This window comes from Wolbachia endosymbiont (group B) of Camptogramma bilineatum, from assembly GCF_947251825.1.
Lineage (GTDB): Bacteria > Pseudomonadota > Alphaproteobacteria > Rickettsiales > Anaplasmataceae > Wolbachia.
In genome coordinates this window covers 711,705-732,498 of the sequence record NZ_OX366391.1, presented here as the reverse complement: position 1 = coordinate 732,498, position 20,794 = coordinate 711,705, and the positions used below count along the sequence as shown (strand labels likewise).

Below are 20,794 nucleotides of genomic sequence, written 5' to 3'. Positions count from 1 at the left end.
CACATGGAAACATTACAAAAAAATGTTTTTTTTATTATCAAAAATCTGGTTCCTTTAGAGCTAATAATTCAGTCTTTAAGTGATATAACAAATAAGATATCAAAGCTATCCCAAGAAATAAGTGTTTCAACTTCTGACTACTTAAACTGTACCGGCAGATGGGGCATGTTATCTCAAGTAACTAGAATTATATCTCAAGCATTAGATAAAATTATTAAAAATTACCTTAAAAAGTCACTTCAGTGTCAGATACTGCAGAAAAAATCAAATGTTATATGTAAAACTGCTGATTTAATAGATGCAGTTCCCTTTCACCAAGACATCTCCTATAGTTTCAATGATCCTTACCACTTTTCCGTTTGGTTAGCTTTGAATAATGTAAGTGAAACTTCAGGTGCACTACAAATTATAGAAAACAGTCATAAATGGGAAATACAGCCTTTAGTTGATTTTTGGTACCCATATTTTTTTGATCAGTACTCAAACAACCGAGAAAATTACAAAATTAAGTCACTACCTATTTCAGCAGGAGATGCGATAGTTTTTGATTCACGGTTATGGCATGGTAGTGATAAGAATACAGATGCTAAAGATAGATTTGCTTATGTAACAAGGTGGATTATAAAAGATCAAGACCTTCCCTATGTGCCAAAACCTCAGCCTTCAGTTTTTGGTATACTCAATTGTGGTGAGTTAACAGAATCTATACTGAGAGAATGCTTGTCATTGTTTGGCTACCAGGAAAGTATAAAAGCAAAAAACATGGAAGAACTTATCAAGAGCTGGTTAGCCTTTATTACAGATACAACTACAAATATTTCTGAGATCGACACTACTGAGGCTAAGCGAGATTTATATAAGCTGCTTATTCTAAATCAAGCATCAGAACTACATGATGCTGGAGACATCTCAGGAAAAATATACAAAAATTTATGGTTTTCACTACTTGTATTTCTCAATAAAAAAGTCAACGTAGTGGAGCTAGCATTGTAAATGAACAGAAGTAGAGTTGATAGCTTCAAATGTGTATTGATGTTCATCTTGAATATAGTATCTAAATTCAAGCTTAATGTACTTATAATGTCTTTAGTTGCTCTGGTGGTAGCTGTTGATTTGTCTTTTAGAAAGTATTTAGTAAAAAATATTCTAGATACAGCTGTAAAATATCAGGAAGGTAATGTAATTGAAAATCTTTTATTACCTGTAAGCGCTTATCTTGGTATGGCATTACTTATCACTACTGCTTTTAGATTCTATGGCTATTTTGTTGACATTCGAATGTTTACCTTAATGCGTCAAAAAATAGCTGATATGTCTTTTTGTAGGCTACTCCAACAAGACCATTCCTATTATCAGAACAATTTATCCGGAAGTTTAGTACATAAGGCCAGTAACTTAATGGATAGTGTGATAGAGTTAATAAGATTGCTTATAGATTGTTTTTTCGGTTACAGCATAGCATTAGTCTTAGCTATTTATACCTTATCATTAGTAAACATAAAATTTGCAATCGCCACATTCACTTGGGTAAGCATTTTTATTTTAGTATCGATTTTCAGCTTTCGTGTACTTACTGAACTAGCTGATAATTACTCTAAACAAAATTCACAAGTAATAGCTAGTATAGCAGATAGTATTTTAAATGTTATATCAGTAAGGCTATTTTCTCAGCAAGCACATGAGAGACACAAATTTTTTTAAATATGCAAGAAAAGAACTATTGCAGAGAGAAAATTACAATGGGCATACTTTTGTCTTTGGTTTATATATGGCTATTCATTTGATATACTCCAAGCAGTAAACTTGTACTTTTTAATTTATGACTATCAATTGAACAAAATTGCAATAGGAGATATTGCTCTTGTACTTGGAATTAATATATCGATTATAGAGTTTCTTAACCATCTAACTAGGAATCTTACCCAATTTTCTACTCATTTCGGCAAAGTTTCAGATGCATTGCCAATCTTGACTACTGTACCAGAAATTCAAGATAAGGAAAATGCTAAAGAATTAAATTTATTAAGTGGAAGAATAACGTTTAACAATGTTTCTTTTTCTTATGAAGGTCAGGAGCCATTATTTCAAGATTTCTCAGTTACCATTAATCCTTGCGAAAAGGTAGGTCTAGTTGGTTATTCTGGAGGTGGTAAATCTACTTTTATAAACTTAATTCTAAGGCTATTTGATGTTAAAAAAGGTAATATACAGATTGATAATCAAATAGTATCAGAAGTTACACAGAGTTCTTTGAGGCAACAAATATCTGTAATACCTCAAGACCCATTGTTATTTCATGATACTATTTTAGCAAATATCATATATGGTAGACTTCAATCTACTATCGAAGAAATAATGAGAGCTGCAAAGCTGGCTGGTATTCACGATTTCATTATGACTCTACCAGATCAATATGGAACTACAGTCGGAGAAAAAGGCATCAAGCTATCTGGAGGAGAAAGACAAAGAATAATAATAGCCAGGGCATTTTTAAAAAACGCTCCAATATTATTTCTCGATGAACCAACTAGTCAGTTAGATTCTATAACAGAAAAAACAATTCAAATGAGTTTATTCAAATTGATGAAAAATAAAACTACGATTACTATAGCACACCGTATTTCTACACTTTTACACATGGACCGAATTCTAGTATTTAACAAAGGAAAAATTGTCCAAGATGGTAAACATGCTGAATTAGTTTATAAGCAAGGTCTTTACAAGGAACTTTGGAATGCTCAAATTGGTTGTTTGAATGGCAAAAAATAAGATGGAAAAAATTATTGATCTGAGAAGTGACACTACAACTCTGCAGGGCTCCAACGTTATACATGCAATAAGTAATGCAACTGTTGGAGATTTTGCTTATGGTGAAGACAAAAGCTGTAATGACTTATCAGAATATTGCAAACAATTATTCAAAGTAGAAGAAGCATTATTTGTAACCAGCGGTATGCTTGCAAATAGATTAGCCATTGCCAGTCAAACAAGTCCTGGTGATGAACTAATAACTCATTATAATTACCACGTTAATTTTTTCGATAGCGCAGGCAATGCAAAAGTAAATAATATCGTATTTAATTGTATTAGAAATAATAGCGGAATCTTAGATGTTGATGAAGTAGAATATGCTATTAATTCTAAGCCGAGGTATAAAATTTTTGCTCAGGTGAGTCTTGTTTCTATAGAAAATAGTATAAATGGGTTTAATGGTAAAATTTATCCTTTTGAAAAACAAGTCGAGTTATATCACTTTTTAAAAGCTCACAATGTAAATCTTCATTTAGACGGTGCAAGAATATTTAATGCTCATATCGAAACAAATATTGCTTTAGCAGATTATGCTAAATATGTGGATACAATGAGCTTTTCTTTTACTAAAGGACTTGGCGCTCCTTTTGGTTCAATGCTTATGGGTAAAAGAGAGATAATTGAAAGGGCTAAAAAGCTACAGGTTTGGCTAGGTAGTGGTTATCATCAGATAGGGTATTGTGCTAATGCAGCAAAATACGTACTACAGAATAATATCTCTAGGCTTAAAGAAGATAATAAGCTCGCTAAATTGTTTGCAGATAAGATTAAAGAAATTCCACACATAAAACTGGTACTACCTTATCCAGAAACTAATATAGTAAGCTTCAGTATAAAAGCACTAAATGTAACTCTAATGAGGTTTTCTTGAGTAAGTGCCAAGCTTATGGTTTATTGCTTTTTCCTTGGCTCGAGTCTCATATAAGAGCAGTTACCCATCTTGGCACAAAGGAAACAGAAATCATGAAAGCTGCTGAAATTATAAAGGAGGTTGTGTTAAATTTAATATGAGAATAAAAATAGATTTCTTTAGCGATTCAAACACTGACCCTTCAGCTAAAATGAGGGAAGCGATGGCTAAAGCAAAAGTTGGAAACGAAGCTGCATGTGAAGATCCAACTGTAAACGAATTAGTGGCAACCGCATGTAAAATATTAGGTAAACCTGCAGGAATCTTTTTGATTTCAGGAACGATGTCCAATGTAATTGCTTATAAAGTACACATTCAAAGACCTGGTGATTACTTGCTGCTTGATGAAACTTCACATCCACTCATAGTACAATCTGGCTTGATCGCAGCCCAGGCACATGCCACTCCTTTGCCCATCAAAGGTACGAGAGGAATATTTACTGGAGAACAAATTGTTGAGTTTATTACTCGTCCTAGTTTAAGAAATATTCCGAGAGTTGGGCTTGTTTCTATCGAACAAACGACAAATTTTGGTGGTGGAGCTGTGTGGCCTTTAGAATATATTCAAGAGATCTCAAGTCTCTGCAAAGAGAATGACGTATTCACTCATTTAGATGGAGCAAGACTGTTCAACGCTTGTGCTCATACTAAAATATCTCCAAAAGAGTATGCAAGTTATTTTGATTCGATATTTATTGATTTTAGTAAAGGATTAGGTGCTCCAATGGGCGCAATATTGCTTGGAAGTGAAGATTTTATTGAAAAAGCTTGGTACTATAAGTTTCAAATTGGCGGAGGTATGCACCAAGCTGGCATTATTTCAGCTGCATGTTTATATGCTCTACATAATAATGTAAATTCTTTAGAAGAAGATCATAAAAAAATGCAGCACCTTATAGAAGGCCTAGGCTCTATAGATCAAGTTATAATTGATATCGACCTGTATAAAACTAATATAGCGTATTTTTCATTACATACTAATTGTATATCTACTCAAGAATTAATAAACGTACTAATGACAAATTATGGAATTAGAATGGCTAACATCAAAGGTAAAATCAGAGCTATAACACATAGAGATATAAGCTATGAAGATATTAATACTACTGTATCTGCTATAAGAAAGATACTAAGTAAGTAATTTTCTGCACTAATTGTTTGCAAACTTCTTGTCAAACAATATTATACCAATATAGTATTATGCTAGCATCTGCATAGAGCTATTTGGGAATAGGTGTGAACTTTGTCTTCTTTCAATATTTACTATTCTTCTGTGGATATATGCTGCTTTATTTATCAAGACAAAGTATACCAATTGCTCTACCACTGTTAATAGATACTGACCATGTAAAATTAAGCTATTTTTTTGCCTGCTTTTCTTTTTTTTATGTAGTATCAAAATTTGTTAATGGAATAATCATGGACTCCAAAAATAATCCATTATTTATGTTTGGGCTATGCAATATTGCAACTGGATTATTAACCATTGGTATAACTTCATCATATAATAATCTAACTTTATTACTGTTAACATTAATATTATTAGCTTGGACACAAGGGTTAGGTTGGCCAGCTATTACCAAGTTTATGGTTACAAACTCTAGCATCTCTTCAATTGCATCATCATGGGGAGTTATGAGCTCATCTCAGCAACTTGGTTCTTGTATTACTTTAATTGTATTACCAAGTATAATTAAAATATATGATGCAAAAAGTGCATTTTTGTACTCTGGTCTCTTATGCTTACTTTTTGGAATTTATACAATATTAAAAGCATATTAAAAAGAAAGTGCCAACTTTACTACCTATTATAAGGTGCAGAAATCTCAAATAGGTATCAAGGTAACAAGTTCCATATGGTTTCTATGTTGTGCTACTTTTTGTGCTTATATTATAAAAATGGGAATCTTTTTTTGGTTTCCTATAATTTTAATGGATAAATTACAAATTTCTCTTGTACAATCCTCACTAATAACAGGCGTATATGATTTAGGTGGAATCCTTGGAACTTTAATCACAGGAAGAATTAGTGATATGTACTTCTTTCAAAATAGAAGCTTGCTGGCATTACTTTACATGTTGGGTATAGCACTCACTTTTATTGCAATGAACTTTGGTCAAAACATAATTCTTATGAACCTTGGTGCAATCTTATCAGGATTCTTTATATTTGGAGTGCAAGTACTGACAGGTGTTATAGCTGTAGAAATTGCTCCACAAAATAATGTGTGTGCAATTGTAAGCTTAACAGGATTATTTGGGTATATTGCAAGTTCAATATTTTCATGCGTGCTCTTAGGAGTACTTGTTAAGCACTGTGGTAACAGTATTATGTTTTCATTTTTTTCCATTTGCTCTGTTGTTGAACTCGTTTGCTTTTCCATACTATCAAGCAAAGATCTAAAAAAACTAAGTAAAGCGGTGTAAAAAAATTTCTCAACAGTTAAACTTTGTAGATAGATTTTTTACCCAAGGAATAAACATGGTAACCATATCTTAGTAATAGCTCGCTATCTAATAAATTACGGAAATCAAAAACATTAGGTGCAGCCATAATACTCTTTAAACTTGCAAAATCTTGATTTTTAAATTCTTTCCACTCCGTTAATAATAAGGCTTCCGCGTCTCTTGCAGCCCCTATAGCATTGTCTGCGTACTCTATATCCTTTAGAACTTGCCTAGCATTATCCATCCCCATTGGATCATATGCAGTAATTTTAGCCTTGTTATTCACTAACAATTTTGCAATATCTATAGCTGGGCTATTTCTTACATCATCAGTACCAGACTTAAAAGTTAGCCCCCATATTGCTATTTTTTTATTTTTGACTCCATTTAATACATATTCTACCTTTTTAGCAATGTTTGTTATATGATTATAGTTAGATTCTTTAACTGAATTTAAAATTTGTAGCTTAACATTGTAGTCTTCAGCAAGCCTTAATAAAGCTGACAAATCCTTAGGAAAACATGATCCTCCAAATCCTGGACCAGCTTTGAGAAATTCCTTACCTATTCTATGGTCCATTCCCATACTGTTAGCTAAAAGGTCAATGTCTGCTCCTAATAGCTCACATAAACCTGCCATCTCATTGATAAAAGCAACCTTTGTTGCTAGAAAGGCATTAGAAGCATATTTAATCATTTCAGCAGTAACTGTATCAGTGACTATTAACGGAATATTCTTATCTATAAATGATCTATATATAACTTCTAGTTTTGCCCTAGCTAGCTTAGTTTTTACTCCTATTATTATCCTATCTGGGTATAAAAAATCTGATACTGCAGAGCCTTGCTTGAGAAACTCTGGATTAACTCCTAAATCAAAGTTATAGCCCTTATTAGATAAATAATTATGTATATTTTCTGCAGTACCAGGAGGAACAGTTGACTTTATCACTATTAAGCAATCTTGATTAACTCTCTCAGAAACTTCACTTACTGCATTATATACATTCTTTAAATTTGCATTTCCTAGGGAGTCTGATGGAGTATCTACAGTTACAAATACTACTTCTGTATTGGGATTTATTTGAGAATACGAATCAAAAAATCTTATCCTTTGTGACTTTATATTATTCTCTAAATAATCTGCTAATCCAGGTTCATATAAGGGAATTTTCCCTGATTTCAAAAGTTCAATCTTCTCAGTATTTATGTCAATGCAATCAACTTTATGGCCCTGCTCCGATAACATTGTACCAGATACTAAGCCTACATACCCTACTCCTATAATAGTTATGTGCATTTTATTATCACCTTAAAAATATAGCTTAGCATCTAAAATAAATACCATTAACAATTATAAACTTTTGTTGTTACATTATTTTTCTTAATTGCCTTACCTTCCGAATAAGCTATAAATAAGGTTGATGGTATTAATATCAAAGTACCATATAAAGCACTTTTATCAGGTAATTCATTAAATATAACGTATGCTACTATTGCAGAAATTATTAGCTCTATGTATCTATAAGGTGCAAGTGCAGTAGCATCAGTAAGAGCAAAAGCTTTTAACATGAAGAACAGAATTAGGTTTGAACTTATTCCTAAAATCAGCAGTAATACTAACTCCAACAAGGAAGGCATATGCCAATAAAATAACAAAGATGGAGTGGAAAAAATTGTTGTTGTTAGAGCTGAGTAAAATAATATACTTATTATTGTCTCCTTCATTACAAGCTTCTTATTAAGTACATCTAGTATAGCGAAGATTAATGCGGATACAATAAAAATAAGAATTTTAGGATTAAAATCCTCACTATAAGCTTTAGTAGTAATAGCAATACCAATAAAACCAATGACAGCTACTACCCATCTTTGCCAAATTATATTTTCTTCCAGAAAAGGAATTGCAAGAAGCATAACAAATAATGGTATTGAGAAACCTATAATTGTTGCAGTTACTATTGGGCAAATAGTCAACCCATAGGTCCATAAGGTCATTCCACAAAACAACAATGCACCTCTAGTTATTTGAATAGATATTCGACTTGTTTTACAAACTCCTATTCCATAGTAAAATATAAAAGGTATAAGAGTAATAGTGCTAAATAAAAAACGGAAAAAGATTATCTTAAAACTTTGAAGGTGTAAACCGAGACACTTTGATATAGTATCATTAACTACACTACTAAGTAAACTGAGTATAAACCAGGTAACTCCAAGCAAATAAGCTCTTAGTCTGTGATCCATAAAACTCCAAATTTAATATTTTATGAGATAACTTTACTGTACAAAAGATCAATAATAGAAAAGGTTTCTTCTATCTACTGTTTAACCATATTCATAAATATTTAGTAGAAATAATTTGAGAAGTGTTATATAAAATGCAGCTTTATTGCATAATTTTAATAAACAGAAATGCTAACTGATTTTTTTGTAATATATGATAATACTTGCGAATACTCTCACATTATCAGGAAAAGTAATCGGGAGTACTGACGGCTGTGGCGATTTTACCAACTAGCTCCTCTGCTAGCATTAGCAATATGTGTTTTCAGCATCAATTTTAAAAGCATTAAATTTGAAGTTTATCAAACAACACGAATTAGCAGCAAAACTTTATGAAAATGCTTCAGTTGAGTTAGCTAAACAAGGATTTATAATAGTTAATATATTGACTATTTTTACTTGTATCTTAAACACAATTCAATTTTCACACTCATCGGCAGTTAGGCCACTTGCTCGCAAAATAACATCAGTAGAAACACCCGCCTTCACTAGATTTTTCGCAACCTTGATCTTTTCTGTTTTTTTAACTTTCTCTTTGCTATTCTTCATATCCCTAGATAAAAATTTCTTCACTAATTCTTGCTCTTCAGTTTTTCTTAGTAAATTAAGTAGTTCACTATCTTCATTTGTTTTAGGCAGCAGAACTTTAATATTCACTGATAATCCTTCTGCTATTTGATATAATTTGTCAAATGATATGGCAGTGTATCCTATTTCATACTCGTGTATTTCCTTGAGTGTTAAACCAACTTTGTTTGCTAAATCTTTCTGAGTATACCTTTTTATCAATCTCCATTCTCTTATTCTTTGCCCTATTCTGTAGTATATAGAATCAGTGCAGACTTCTTTCTCTGTATTATCATACTCGTAAATAGATAAGCCGGTTGCTTGGGAAATTATGTCAACTAAAACCCCTTCTTTCACTAGATTTTTTGCTATTTCCAACCTTGCCTCTTCTTGATTAATTTTTTCGCTAATATGAACAAACCTGACTAATGAAGATACTATTTTGCCTAACTTTTGATTCTCGTATATTTTCGTTAGATAGAGTATTTCCTCGTCTTCATAGCTGTCTTCCCTTACTATTACTGGTTCAGGTAATAAATCTACAACGTCAACTGATAATACTCTTGCTATTATATATAGTACTTCAATTGGAATAGGAATATACCCATCTTCATAGCTGTTTACTTCTTGGTATGTTAAACCTATTTGACTCGCTAATCCTATTTGAGTATGCCCTCGCATTAACCTACAATTTTCTATTCTTTGCCCTATTCCGTAACTAACATTGCTTGCAGAAACAAACATTTATCCTCCATTTAAGAAAAAAACTTTATTGCTATAATTTTTTTACGAGCTATCCATCTAAAACCATATCAATAGATAAACCTACCGCTTGCAAAATAGTATCAATAGAAATTCCCCCTTTTACTAGATCCTTTGCAACTTTAATCCTTTCTATCTCTCTCACTTTCTCCTCACAAATACGTATCCCTTCAAACAAAGATTTTATTAGTGCATGACGTAGTTCTTGGCTCTCAATTTCTTTGTATTCTTTAATCAAATTCGGTAGCTCATTTTCCACTTTACTACCTTCATCTTCCTCTGTTAGTAGATCTGTAATACTAATCGATAATGTTTCTGCTATCTCATATAATTTTCCCAGTGGAGTAGCTACGCGTCCTTGTTCATAGTTGCTTATTTCGTCACGTGTTGTACTCATTTTCTCCGCTAAATCCTTTTGAGTATACTCTCTCACTAGTCTCCATTCCTTTATCTTTTTGCCTATTTGGTAGTAGATAGAACCAACTTTTTCTTCAACACATTCATCAGCAGACAGACCAATTGTTTTTGCAACAATATCAACAGAAACTCCTGCTTTAACCAGACTCTTTGCAATTTTTATTTTTTCCGATTTTCTACTACTTTTCTCACTAACTTGGACAAATTTGGTTAGCAAACAAAACATCTTACGTAACTCCTGATCGTTAATCTTTTTATATTCTCTTACTAGATTTAATATTTCTTCTTCATCTTCAAGACAGCTTTTTGATACAGGAATAAGATCCGTAATACTGATTGATAGTGCCTCAGTTATAGCATACAACCTTTCAATTGGAACTCTACGATTCCCTTTCTCATATTGCAATATCACCCAGTATTTTACACCAATTTTCTCTGCTAAATCTTTCTGAGTGTACCCTCGCTCTAACCTCCAGCTTTTTAATTTTTCTCCCACTTTATAATCTAGACTTTTTTCCACAAAAAGAACCTTGCATATAATATTTTCTATTATAGCTCAAAGGCTCCAGATATAATAGCCAGACTCTGGAACCTTTAAATTAAAGTGCCCTACAAGTTTCTTTACTATTTTCACGTACTTTGTCTGCCCATGAAAACAATTTTTCACTTACTTCCTTCTGCTTTTCACTCCATATGCCACATCTAGTGAAACTACCTCTTTCTACCGCTTCTTTAAGTTTCACTCCTCCAAAGAGACAGTTTTTTCCTATTTCTTCGCCTCTTTTTTGTAACTCAGCCCACATTTCCTTATTTTCTACTCTCACTTGCACCTGATCTGCCTCTTGGTACAATATAATATTTAGCTTACCAATGCTTGTAGGAAATTCTAACATGATAGAGCTGCCATCTGAAATATCGGTATAGTTTCTTATACCTCCCTTCTCACTTTTAACTTCAACTGCATCATTACCAATTTTAAAGATATTACTTCCTAACTTTCTGTTTGCTTCCAGTATTTTGGCTACCTCTACCTTACTATTCCCAGAAAATTCTATATACGATGTTGTATTATCTATCTCAACATCTATTAATTCTCCTTCTTGCACAGCATTTTCGCCAGCTTCCTCTAGCTCTTCTAGTTGCTTATCTATCTGTGGCTGAACTTCTGGCTGTAGCTCATTATAGATTTCACCTATCAGTTTATTCTGCAGTAGAGTATCATGAAACTCTGCACCACTTAGCATTAATTTACGTATTAGCTTTTTACGATCAGCCTTATCAAATTTATGAAAATGTGTGCCCAGTATCACATATTCCGCGAAGCTCCATTCTCCATCATTACATGCATTTAGCCTTGCTCCAGAAGCTAGTACTTTGTCTATAACTTTGTGCAATTCATTTACGTTTTTTGCCTCTACTATAGAACTCTTAAACCAGCTCAGCTTCTCTGTATTTGGCTTTATTTTTTGCAAAGCTGAGGCAAATGGATTTTTATCTTCTTGATCACTTACAGGTTTTGTGCCATATATATAATCAAGTCCTTTTCCATAGTTGATTTTGTTTTCGCGAACGTTTCTGCTAGGGAAAGGCATTGTATCTTCCAGTTTTATCTCCTTCTGGCTATTAATTTTACTCACAAATTTAGACTGCTCTATATCAACGCTTTCAAGAGCACCAAATATTTTCTTGTGATTAACATTAGTCTTTTTATTCTGATCTTTACTAGTCATATAAACCTCATATTAAAAATACTTTTTAAGTGTACAATAAACTTTGTTATTATACATTATATTACTCATTATAAATTAATATGAGTAGATTTGTAAATACTTTCTACTATAACAATCCGTTTTCTCTAAAGCTAAAATAACCCCCACTTGTAATGATAATATGATCAAATAATCTAACGCTTACAGTACTACATGCTGCTGCTAAGCTCTTTGTTACTTCTTGATCTTCTTCTGAAGGTTCTAAACTTCCCCCAGGGTGGTTGTGTGACATTATTACTAATGTTGCATTCTTTATTAATGCTTTTCTTGTAATTTCCTTTATGTATACTGGTGCTTTTTCCATTTCACCAATATAGGATTCTTCTCCAATTAGTTGACGCCTTTTATTCAAGTACAGTATTTTTACACATTCCCTTTCTGAGTGGCCTATACTTACGTTTAAGTACTCTACTAGCCCTTGTAAGTCCATTATTGGCTCACTTTTGAGCTTTTCTCTCAGTACCCTTTCTAGTGTTTCCTTAACACACATAATCATTGCTACTGCAGAATCAGTTACTCCTTCTATAACTTTCAGGTCATCCATTTCTCTACCTAAAATCCTTCCTACTCCTGCATAAGTATTCACCAGATTTTTAGCAATTTCTTGAGCTTGCGGCCTTTCATGTACTGCACTTAAAAATGTTTCCATTATTTCACGATCAAGTAGTGCTTTGCCTTTGCTTTCTAATATTCTGAATTCTATTTCTTCTTTATTCTTATTATTATTCATATAATTTACCCTTCACTAACAACAAACTTTTTTTAAATATTTACTGCTTTATCAGCATTGGCATAGAGCCATAGCTTCCGAGTGAAGTCAAATTAATTTTTTAATCTTTTTTACTTATTTTTTCATCAAAAAGTAAAGATATTAATAGATACTGATTTTTTTATTTTAAATTTGTTGAATTTCGTCTAAAGAGATGCTCACTGTTTTTAAAATAATATTGATAGAAATTCCTTCCTTAACTAAATCCTTTGCAATTTTCATCTTTTCTGCTCTTTTCACTTTCTCTTCGCAAATTTGTATGCTTTCAAACAGAGATTTCATTAGTGCATGACGTAGTTCTTGGCTTTCAATTTTTTTGTATTCTTCAATTAAATTAGGTACCACTTTATCATCTGCATCCTCTGTTAGTTCAAGTAGGTCCATGATATTAATCGATAACGCCTTTGCTATCTCATATAATCTTCCCAGTGGAACAGCAGTTCTTCATTGTTCATAGTTGCTTATTTCATCACGTGTTGTACTCATTTTCTTTGCTAAATCCTTCTGAGTATATTCCCGCACTAGTCTCTATTCTTTTATCTTCTTTCCTATTTTGCAGTATATAGAACCTATTTTTTCTTCAACACATTCATCAGCAGAGAGGCCAATTGCTTGTGAAACAATATCAACAGAAATCCCTGCTTTAACCAGGCCCTTTGCAATTTTTACTTTCTCTGCTTTTTTACTACTTTTCTCACCAACTCGGGTAAATTTTGTTAGCAAGTAAAACACCTTGCGCAACTCTTGATCATTAATCGTTTTATATTTTCTTACTAGATTTAATATTTCCTCTCCCTTATCTTCAAAACAGATTTTTTCATTTGATACAGGAATAAGATCCGTAATATTAATTGATAACACCTTTGCTATAGCGCACAACTTTTTAATCGAAATTTTTCGTGTTCCTTTTTCATATTGTAGTACTATTTGATATGTTACGCCGATTTTTCCCGCTAAATCTTTTTGAGTATAGCCTCGCTTTAACCTCCAGCTCCTTACTTTTTGTGCTATCTGATACCTTATAGAGATATTTGCCATAAATATTATACAGTTTAATACTACCAAATAAAGATATACAAAAGGGATGCTTCTTTCTATGTTTGAATTTTAGTTGAATATTTCTTCACAATTGTGTATAATTACTAATGCTTTTTAGGTTAATTCGTCATGGCTCTTTCGAAATTTCTTGATCCCAAAAATGACTTGAGCTTTAAAAAGATCTTTGGCTCTGAAAAGAATAAAAATATCTTAATTCACTTCCTCAACGATATCTTAGGTTTTTCTACTTCTGATCAAATAATGGAAATTGAATTCCTTAGTACCATTATGGATCCTGAAATTGCCTCTGACAAACAAAGCATTGTTGATGTTCTTTGCAAAGACTCTATTGGTAATAGATTTGTTATCGAAATGCAACTCGCTCGTGATAAAGGCTTTGAGAAACGTGCTCAACTTTATGCTGCTAAAGCTTACTCTCGGCAATTAGATAAATCTGGTAATTACATTCATCTTCAGAAAGTCTTCTTTATTGCTATTTCCAATTGTAACCTTCTGCCTGAAGAAGTTGACTATATTTCTACTCATAATATACGCGATATCAAAACCAATGGGCATTACTTGAAAGATTTACAATTTGTCTTTATTGAGTTGCCTAAATTTACAAAAAATAAGGTAGAGCAATTAGAGAATACTACAGAGAGATGGTGTTTCTTTTTTAAATACGCAGAAGATACAACTGAAGAAGATCTAAAAAAGATAGCAGCAGAAGCTCCGATAATAAAGCTAGCATATGATGAATTAGACAGGTTTCGCTGGAATGAAAAGGATTTGATCGCATATGAAGAAAGAATATTGAGCGTGCAGAAAGAAAACGCTATCCTTGCTCAAAAACTCGATGATGCTAAACATGAAGGAATCCAAATTGGAGAAGAGAAAGGCAGGAAAGAAGGCATCCAAATCGGCCATGAAAAAGGTAAAATTGAAGGTAAAATTGAAGTTGCAAAAAATTCACTCAAGGCCGATGTCCCTATAGATGTTATAGCTCAAATTACCGGTCTCTCTCATTCTGAAATTTTACAACTCAGGGAAAAAACATAAATACTACAACTTATTCACTTCAACATTTATGAAAATCTTCTTTAAGTTAGATATATTCCCTAATTAAGAATCTAATGAACTGTCTAAAATAGCTATAAGGATTGCACATAGAATTATATAAATTACTATCATAACGTTACTCAAACTTCTATATCAAAGCTACGTGCTGTAAGTTCAATATGGAAAACACATTAACCACTTAGTATTTAATGTCTACTTCATCCATTTTAGTATTAGGACCATCAAACTTGCTACTGGTTTCCCTAATTATTTTGGCTAATTTTGCTACCTTCACTTTAAAATTTTCACTACTTGGCATTTTATAGCTGCACCTCTTATATTATAACCTACCTATTGATATTACCTCCAAGCTTGGTTACTCCTATCTCAGAAAGACAAGTTGATACTTCTGAATGGCTGTGAACTGAAGCATTACTTAAATAACTTTGAGGCTCTAAACTTATCTGCTGTTTTTTTGTACCATCAACTTCTAATCTACCATCTCTGTTGTGTAATATCTGCTCTATTGATTGATTTAGCAGACCCTTATTAAATTGAGCTATAAACTTTTCAAATTTCTTCGGACTTAATTTACCAGCTTCTTTACCAGAACATGCTTTCTTTACATATGAGTTGAAAATCCCCGAAATCTCATCAAATTTACCACTCATGATTTTTCCTGTAACTTCTTTCTGTATTTCCACAAAATCAATATTTAATCGATGCATTGACACACCACTTTTTAATCCAGCTTGCTCTACTACTTTCTCAAATCCCTTTGTAATATTGAGTGTATATTCCTGTGCCTCTAGTGGAGATATAGACTGATCTATTGTAGAAATATACTTTTGACCTGTAACCCTTCTAATCAATAAGTCAAATAAAGTTATTGTACCATTAAAGTCAACCTGTGATAGATAGTGATCTCCCATTTCTAATATTGTATTTCTATCCTTAGGCTTAAATTTAACAGGTGCTTGCCTTTCACACATTCGTTTTAGATTTGCATTTACATAATCGACGTTGTCTCGAAAGAAACCTCCATTTTCTTGTCTTTTATCTGTACCATCAGATGGTAGTGTGGTACCTGTGAAACTACTATTACTTATCGACGCTTTGGCAAATTGCCCATCAACTTGTGATAATGAACTTGCAGTCCCCTCAGATTTAGAACTCAATAATCTACCTACAGAGCTTTTCACCCGACTAAATAAATCATTTATCCATGAAGATGGTTTTGCGCCACTGCTTGTTGCTATCTGAGGTTGGTCTATAGCAAGGGGTTTGCGTGATAAGTTATGAGAATTGTGATCTCCATGGTGATGACGGCGTTTGCGTTCTCCTCTTCCTCCCCTGAGCTTTTTTTCTAAGTATTCCACAATATTATTGTGCCCCTTGTCTTTCGCAATATCTAGCGGTGTTTTACCGTAATTACCTTTAGCACCAAGATTAGCATGAGCATCGACAAGAACTTTTACTATATCAGGACTGTTGGTATCAGCACCATAATGTAAAGGTGTCCAATTGTCTTTGTCTTCAGCGTTAACATTTGCACCACGATTAAGAAGTAATTTGACTACATCTATCCTGTAGTTTTCAACCGCTCCATGCAATGGAGTTGCTTGATATTCTCCGTTTTTAGCTTCAATATTAGCACCGTTATCAAGAAGGAGTTTAACTAGGTTTAAATCACCGATTTCAGCAGCTGAATACAGTAGTGTATTACCGTTCTTGTCATTGGTATCAATGTTAGCACCCTGAGCAATAAGACCTTTAGCTTCATTAAAACCACCGCTTTCCACAATAGTCAACAATTTTCTATCTAATTGTACTTGCTTCAAAATTCCTGCTATATCTAGGTAACCTTTTCGAGTAGCCAAATCTAAAGATGTTTGGTTATAAATATCTCTAACTTCAATATCAGCACCTCTGCCAAGAAGGAGTTCGACTGTATTTAATTTGTTTCCTTGTATAGCTACATGCAATGGTGTCCAACCATTATTGGTTATATTATTAATACCGCTAATATCCTTGTCTAAAAGAAACTTAACTATTTCAAGACTACTACTGTACTGGGCAGCTACATGTAATGGTGTATTACCATACACATCTTTAGCATTAATATTAGCATTGTTATTGAAGAGAAACTCAACTACACTAAGTTTATCACGAGAAGCAGCAAAGTGTAAAAGCGTCCAACCGTACATGTCTTTAGCATTAATATTAGCCTTCTGATTAATAAGATCTTTAACTTCATTAAGACCTGCATCTTGCACTGCAGCTAACAATTTTTTATCTAATTCCGTTTGCTTTAGAAACTCTGCTACATTTGTGTCATTCTCTTGAGCAGCTAAGTCTAAAGGTGTTTTACTATCCTTATCTTTAACACTGATATCAGCTCCTTTGTTCACAAGAAATTTTACCACATCTAAAGCATTGTAATATACAGCATAGTGTAGAGGTGTCCAATCACTACTGTCTTTAGTATTAATCATAGTTTCTTTATCTGAAAGAAATTGAAATATATCATTAAATAGACTCATATTACCATTGTAAACGGCATAGTGCACGGTAGTCCAGCTTGTTGAGAATTTATCTTTATCTGCAACGTCATCTTGATTTCTTTCAGCAGTTTTATCAAGGAAAAGATTAACTATATCCCACTTGCCATTTTTAGCAGCATATTGTAGCGGTGTATAACCGAACTTATCTTTTTCATTTATGAGAGACTTTAATCTTTCTCTTTGGCGAACTGCTTTTACTAGTTCATCAGGTTCTGAATACAAATTATCTTCAAAATTCATACTTTCAATTTTACCTATAAGAAACCTAATAGAACGCAATTTGCCTTCTTGAGCAGCAACATGAAAAAGTGTTTGGCCATCGTTATTTTTAGCTTCAATGTTAGCTTCGCACCCAGCCTTCTTTTGGCAAATCTCTGAAGCTTTATTAATCAGACCTTGTATTTCTGCTATATCAGACAAACTAAACCTGTCTAATCTCCGGATTATTATTGGTTCTAACCCTAAATCGAATTCCAATGTAGAAATCCTATAAGACTCAGAATTATTCCAATTTTTTACATTGATTACATGGTTAGATACTTCGTCGGAAAACACCAAATCTGTATTACTACTGGAAACCCTAATCTGATCTGGAGTAATATCTTTTAATATCACTACTCCTATGCGTTCTTCATCTTGCCCCACCGAAGTTAAAGTGCCATCTTGATTATGTGTGATACTGATAGACTTAGTGAAATCTATAACATATTCTTTTATAATTTTTTCATAATCATTCTTAAGTTTATCTTGATAGTCCATTATTCCATCAACCTCTTGCTGTAAACCTAAATATGGAAAAAAATTACCATTGTTCCACAGAAGAAAATTAACATCTCTCCATTTACTTTGGTCATTATAAAAATCTTCTACTCTAATAATAAAAGGAATCTCACCTTCTCTTGTTAATAAGAGATCATCTTCATCTTTATATTTCTCGATATCTTCAAGATTAGAATCAATCACTAAATGATCACCTTCAAAATCCTTAGGCAACAAAAACATATTCTGAGTCTGTGTGGCATGGAAAAAGGGAGATAATTTGCCACTTTCTACGGAAGAGCCAGCACATGACATTGATTGTACATAAGGAATAAAGGTTTCTCCTTTACTGTTCATAACCATAAGGTGCCTATAGCTGTTACCCTTAAGATAATTTCTTACTTGAACATGAGTATTACTATAGTTAAAATGCAAGTTACACTGTTGAATTGAAAACTCCTCAGGAACTTCTGGCATAACCAACATATCTAATTTTTTATCACCTGAGTTATTATCAATAATAATCTCTCTTTTCTCTGTGTTGCTATCAATAACATACATATCACTTCCATTTCCACCTCTAGCAAACATACTCCTTTGGTCAAAATTTATTATATCTTCTCCTGAAGAACCAAATACCATATGTTGGAATGCGCTATTGCTTTGTAGTTTTGCTCTAACAACACCAAAGACTTTATAGTCCTTATTATTAATGAGTATTTCCTTGTAATGATTTTCTGCAGCATCAAAGCTATCAAGAGAATGTTCTGTATGTAACTCGAACGAGTTAATTTTTGTAATGGATGATTCTAGTTTCTCAATTTTAGGAATAATATTACTACCATTTTTATCTATCAGCATAAAATTAGGTTGATTACTGCCTTGCTTAATATAATTTTTAATATCAAGGGTATATTGATTACCTTGACCCAGCCCTATTTTTAAAGATAAAGTATTATTAGTCGAGAAATAAGATATTTCATCACAATCATCTAGCAGATTAGTTTCCGGAAAGATTACAGTTCCCGTTCCTTTTACATCAATTTCTGAATATAAATCTTTAGCCTCGTAATCTGTGGTTTTTATATAAAAGGTATAATCATTTTCTGCACCTGTAACTTTAGTGTATGGCGCAATAGCTACTTTTTTACAATTATCAACTGTATCCTTCTCATTTTTGCTCAAACCTCCACCACTATTTATAAAGACGTCACGATTATCGTTTCTAGTAAGGCGCCTAGAATTATATGTACATAAAACATTATCTGTCTTATTTTGCCTTCCAATATAGCTATACCTGAAAGCATCGACATTGCTATCAACATAATCATTGATCAATCGATGAAGATTTGTTGTTAACCTTAAAAGACCGGGAGCGTTAGGTCTAAAACGATAGTCAATTTTTGCTTGTACAAAGTCGTATTCTGTTGATTGACTTAGGTCAAGTATATTAGTAGCATTACTTCCACCAATAATTTTACCCGAAAAACCTCCAGGTTTCACAAGAATAAATTTGTTAACAGTATTATTACCACCAGTTATTCCTGTGTTTCCTCTAAAAATCAAGAAGTAGTTATTTAATGTATTACTTCCAACAATGGTACCTTCATCTATGCTTTCTAAATTATAAAGAATTATTGTACCATTTTGCATTCTTCTTCTATCAGCAATAACCATTGTATTTTCACAGTGATGCACAGCTGTTGGAACTGATTTTTTAATACCTTTTTCATAAATTTCGCTAGTGACTTGTGGTAAGCAAATTATCGTAGCATTTTGAATTGGGTCAGGTATAACACGTGAAAGGTTTGTTGTATCAGCATCTGTTCTATTCATTAGAATCTTTCCATACCCTGCATGAAGAGATGGCGTGTCGCTATCCACCCCAAAACCAACTCCATAGGCAACTACATCATTAGGGCTATCACTTAAAGCTTTCCAGGCTCTTTTAGCTTGACTATTAACCATATTATTTCTGGCTGCAAGGTGTTCCAGATCATATGGCATAGATGAAAGTAAAAGCGTATGCAAAAAGATATCGAAATTCTCACCATGAGTTGTATCATACTTCTTTTCATACTCTATAATATTGCTAATACCACTATAAACTCCATGAGTTACCATGAGTCCAAATCCAACTCCAATACCAACTCCAGGCAGACTAGCTGCTGTAAGAGCAACACCAGAAACAAATGACACACCAGAAAAGGCTATAGAAGCTATATTATCTCTTATCTCCTTTTCTCCACATGGATTATTACTATCTTCTCTATTTTTACAGTCTACAAGGTTATTTGCTGATATGCCTATATCAATAATATCAAATATACCAGCTATAGCTCCTGCCGTGCCTTTCGCTATTTTACTTCCAAATTTTACTCCTGCAACTTGAACAACAAATTTTGTCTGCTTACCTAAAGTACCCGGTATAATCCTTCCTACAACTTTTTCAGCTGATGTTACAACTTTTGGAGCAATTTTAACCATTACATTCTCAATTGGTTGAGACGCAAAAGACCATCCTATTCCACCTAGATTTAATCCACAATCCGTTGCTGTTCCATCCTTGCAAGATACAATAGCACCATGAATTCCTCTTATTAATTGTATTCCACCTGCAGCATTCATTAATCTG

General features: G+C 32.9%; 12 protein-coding genes and 3 pseudogenes. 7 read left to right on the top strand and 8 right to left on the bottom strand.

The features are described 5' to 3' along the window. Positions 1-3: 3 nt before the first annotated feature. From OPR44_RS03725 to OPR44_RS03695, 6 genes and pseudogenes are all read left to right on the top strand, one after another. Positions 4-993, top strand: coding sequence for a phytanoyl-CoA dioxygenase family protein (locus tag OPR44_RS03725; RefSeq protein WP_320157111.1), 990 nt, complete (start codon positions 4-6; stop codon positions 991-993). Next, a pseudogene (locus OPR44_RS08665) lies at positions 994-2,769 on the top strand (ABC transporter ATP-binding protein). 1 nt (position 2,770) lies between these two features. Next, positions 2,771-3,822 (top strand): annotated as a pseudogene (locus tag OPR44_RS03710) (threonine aldolase family protein). Continuing rightward, the gene (locus OPR44_RS03705; protein ID WP_211908064.1) at positions 3,819-4,862 is read left to right on the top strand and encodes a threonine aldolase family protein; all 1,044 of its coding nucleotides are present in this window, start codon (positions 3,819-3,821) and stop codon (positions 4,860-4,862) included. The pseudogene OPR44_RS03710 and the gene OPR44_RS03705 overlap by 4 nt, the downstream one beginning before the upstream one ends. Before the next feature lie 140 nt (positions 4,863-5,002). After that, positions 5,003-5,503: an MFS transporter gene (locus OPR44_RS03700; protein ID WP_265015370.1), complete on the top strand. Its 501-nt coding sequence runs from the start codon at positions 5,003-5,005 to the stop codon at positions 5,501-5,503. Between the two features lie 117 nt (positions 5,504-5,620). Beyond that, positions 5,621-6,148 carry an MFS transporter gene (locus OPR44_RS03695; RefSeq protein ID WP_265015369.1) on the top strand — a complete coding sequence of 176 codons (528 nt, stop codon included), beginning with the start codon at positions 5,621-5,623 and terminating at the stop codon, positions 6,146-6,148. A 16-nt stretch (positions 6,149-6,164) separates the two neighbouring features. Here OPR44_RS03695 and OPR44_RS03690 read toward each other — a convergent pair whose 3' ends face one another. The 7 genes and pseudogenes from OPR44_RS03690 to wmk (OPR44_RS03660) form a co-directional block, all read right to left on the bottom strand. Further along, positions 6,165-7,469 (bottom strand): UDP-glucose dehydrogenase family protein, encoded by a 1,305-nt coding sequence (locus OPR44_RS03690; RefSeq protein WP_265015368.1) that lies wholly within the window; start codon positions 7,467-7,469, stop codon positions 6,165-6,167. Between the two features lie 47 nt (positions 7,470-7,516). Then, positions 7,517-8,416, bottom strand: a complete 900-nt coding sequence (locus OPR44_RS03685) for a DMT family transporter (protein ID WP_019236555.1) — start codon at positions 8,414-8,416, stop codon at positions 7,517-7,519. Positions 8,417-8,872: 456 nt separating this feature from the next. After that, positions 8,873-9,766, bottom strand: coding sequence for a WO male-killing family protein Wmk (gene wmk / locus OPR44_RS03680; RefSeq protein ID WP_265015367.1), 894 nt, complete (start codon positions 9,764-9,766; stop codon positions 8,873-8,875). A 49-nt stretch (positions 9,767-9,815) separates the two neighbouring features. Beyond that, positions 9,816-10,721, bottom strand: a complete 906-nt coding sequence (gene wmk, locus OPR44_RS03675; RefSeq protein ID WP_019236554.1) for a WO male-killing family protein Wmk — start codon at positions 10,719-10,721, stop codon at positions 9,816-9,818. Positions 10,722-10,800: 79 nt separating this feature from the next. Next, positions 10,801-11,931, bottom strand: coding sequence for a hypothetical protein (locus OPR44_RS03670; RefSeq protein ID WP_265015366.1), 1,131 nt, complete (start codon positions 11,929-11,931; stop codon positions 10,801-10,803). A gap of 106 nt (positions 11,932-12,037) precedes the next feature. Beyond that, complete coding sequence (locus OPR44_RS03665; RefSeq protein WP_230609182.1) at positions 12,038-12,700, bottom strand: JAB domain-containing protein; 663 nt, start codon at positions 12,698-12,700, stop codon at positions 12,038-12,040. A 165-nt stretch (positions 12,701-12,865) separates the two neighbouring features. Further along, positions 12,866-13,777: pseudogene (gene wmk, locus OPR44_RS03660) on the bottom strand (WO male-killing family protein Wmk). 129 nt (positions 13,778-13,906) lie between these two features. On the opposite strand from wmk (OPR44_RS03660), the gene OPR44_RS03655 reads away from it, so the two are divergent. After that, on the top strand, positions 13,907-14,836 hold the full coding sequence (locus OPR44_RS03655) for an Rpn family recombination-promoting nuclease/putative transposase (RefSeq protein WP_262986565.1): 930 nt from the start codon (positions 13,907-13,909) through the stop codon (positions 14,834-14,836). 347 nt (positions 14,837-15,183) lie between these two features. Here the strand turns inward: OPR44_RS03655 and OPR44_RS03650 are convergent, their stop codons facing one another. After that, entirely contained in the window at positions 15,184-20,787 is a 5,604-nt protein-coding gene (locus OPR44_RS03650; protein ID WP_265015365.1) for an ankyrin repeat domain-containing protein, read from the bottom strand. Positions 20,788-20,794 lie beyond the last annotated feature (7 nt).

Excerpts from the sequence above, each read along its gene's own strand:
- OPR44_RS03725 (WP_320157111.1), top strand. The coding sequence starts at position 4 with ATGGAAACATTACAAAAAAATGTTTTTTTTATTATCAAAAATCTGGTT.
- OPR44_RS03705 (WP_211908064.1), top strand. The coding sequence starts at position 3,819 with ATGAGAATAAAAATAGATTTCTTTAGCGATTCAAACACTGACCCTTCA.
- OPR44_RS03700 (WP_265015370.1), top strand. The coding sequence starts at position 5,003 with ATGCTGCTTTATTTATCAAGACAAAGTATACCAATTGCTCTACCACTG.
- OPR44_RS03695 (WP_265015369.1), top strand. The coding sequence starts at position 5,621 with ATGGGAATCTTTTTTTGGTTTCCTATAATTTTAATGGATAAATTACAA.
- OPR44_RS03690 (WP_265015368.1), bottom strand. The coding sequence starts at position 7,469 with ATGCACATAACTATTATAGGAGTAGGGTATGTAGGCTTAGTATCTGGT.
- OPR44_RS03685 (WP_019236555.1), bottom strand. The coding sequence starts at position 8,416 with ATGGATCACAGACTAAGAGCTTATTTGCTTGGAGTTACCTGGTTTATA.
- wmk (WP_265015367.1), bottom strand. The coding sequence starts at position 9,766 with ATGTTTGTTTCTGCAAGCAATGTTAGTTACGGAATAGGGCAAAGAATA.
- OPR44_RS03670 (WP_265015366.1), bottom strand. The coding sequence starts at position 11,931 with ATGACTAGTAAAGATCAGAATAAAAAGACTAATGTTAATCACAAGAAA.
- OPR44_RS03665 (WP_230609182.1), bottom strand. The coding sequence starts at position 12,700 with ATGAATAATAATAAGAATAAAGAAGAAATAGAATTCAGAATATTAGAA.
- OPR44_RS03655 (WP_262986565.1), top strand. The coding sequence starts at position 13,907 with ATGGCTCTTTCGAAATTTCTTGATCCCAAAAATGACTTGAGCTTTAAA.
- OPR44_RS03650 (WP_265015365.1), bottom strand. The coding sequence starts at position 20,787 with ATGAATGCTGCAGGTGGAATACAATTAATAAGAGGAATTCATGGTGCT.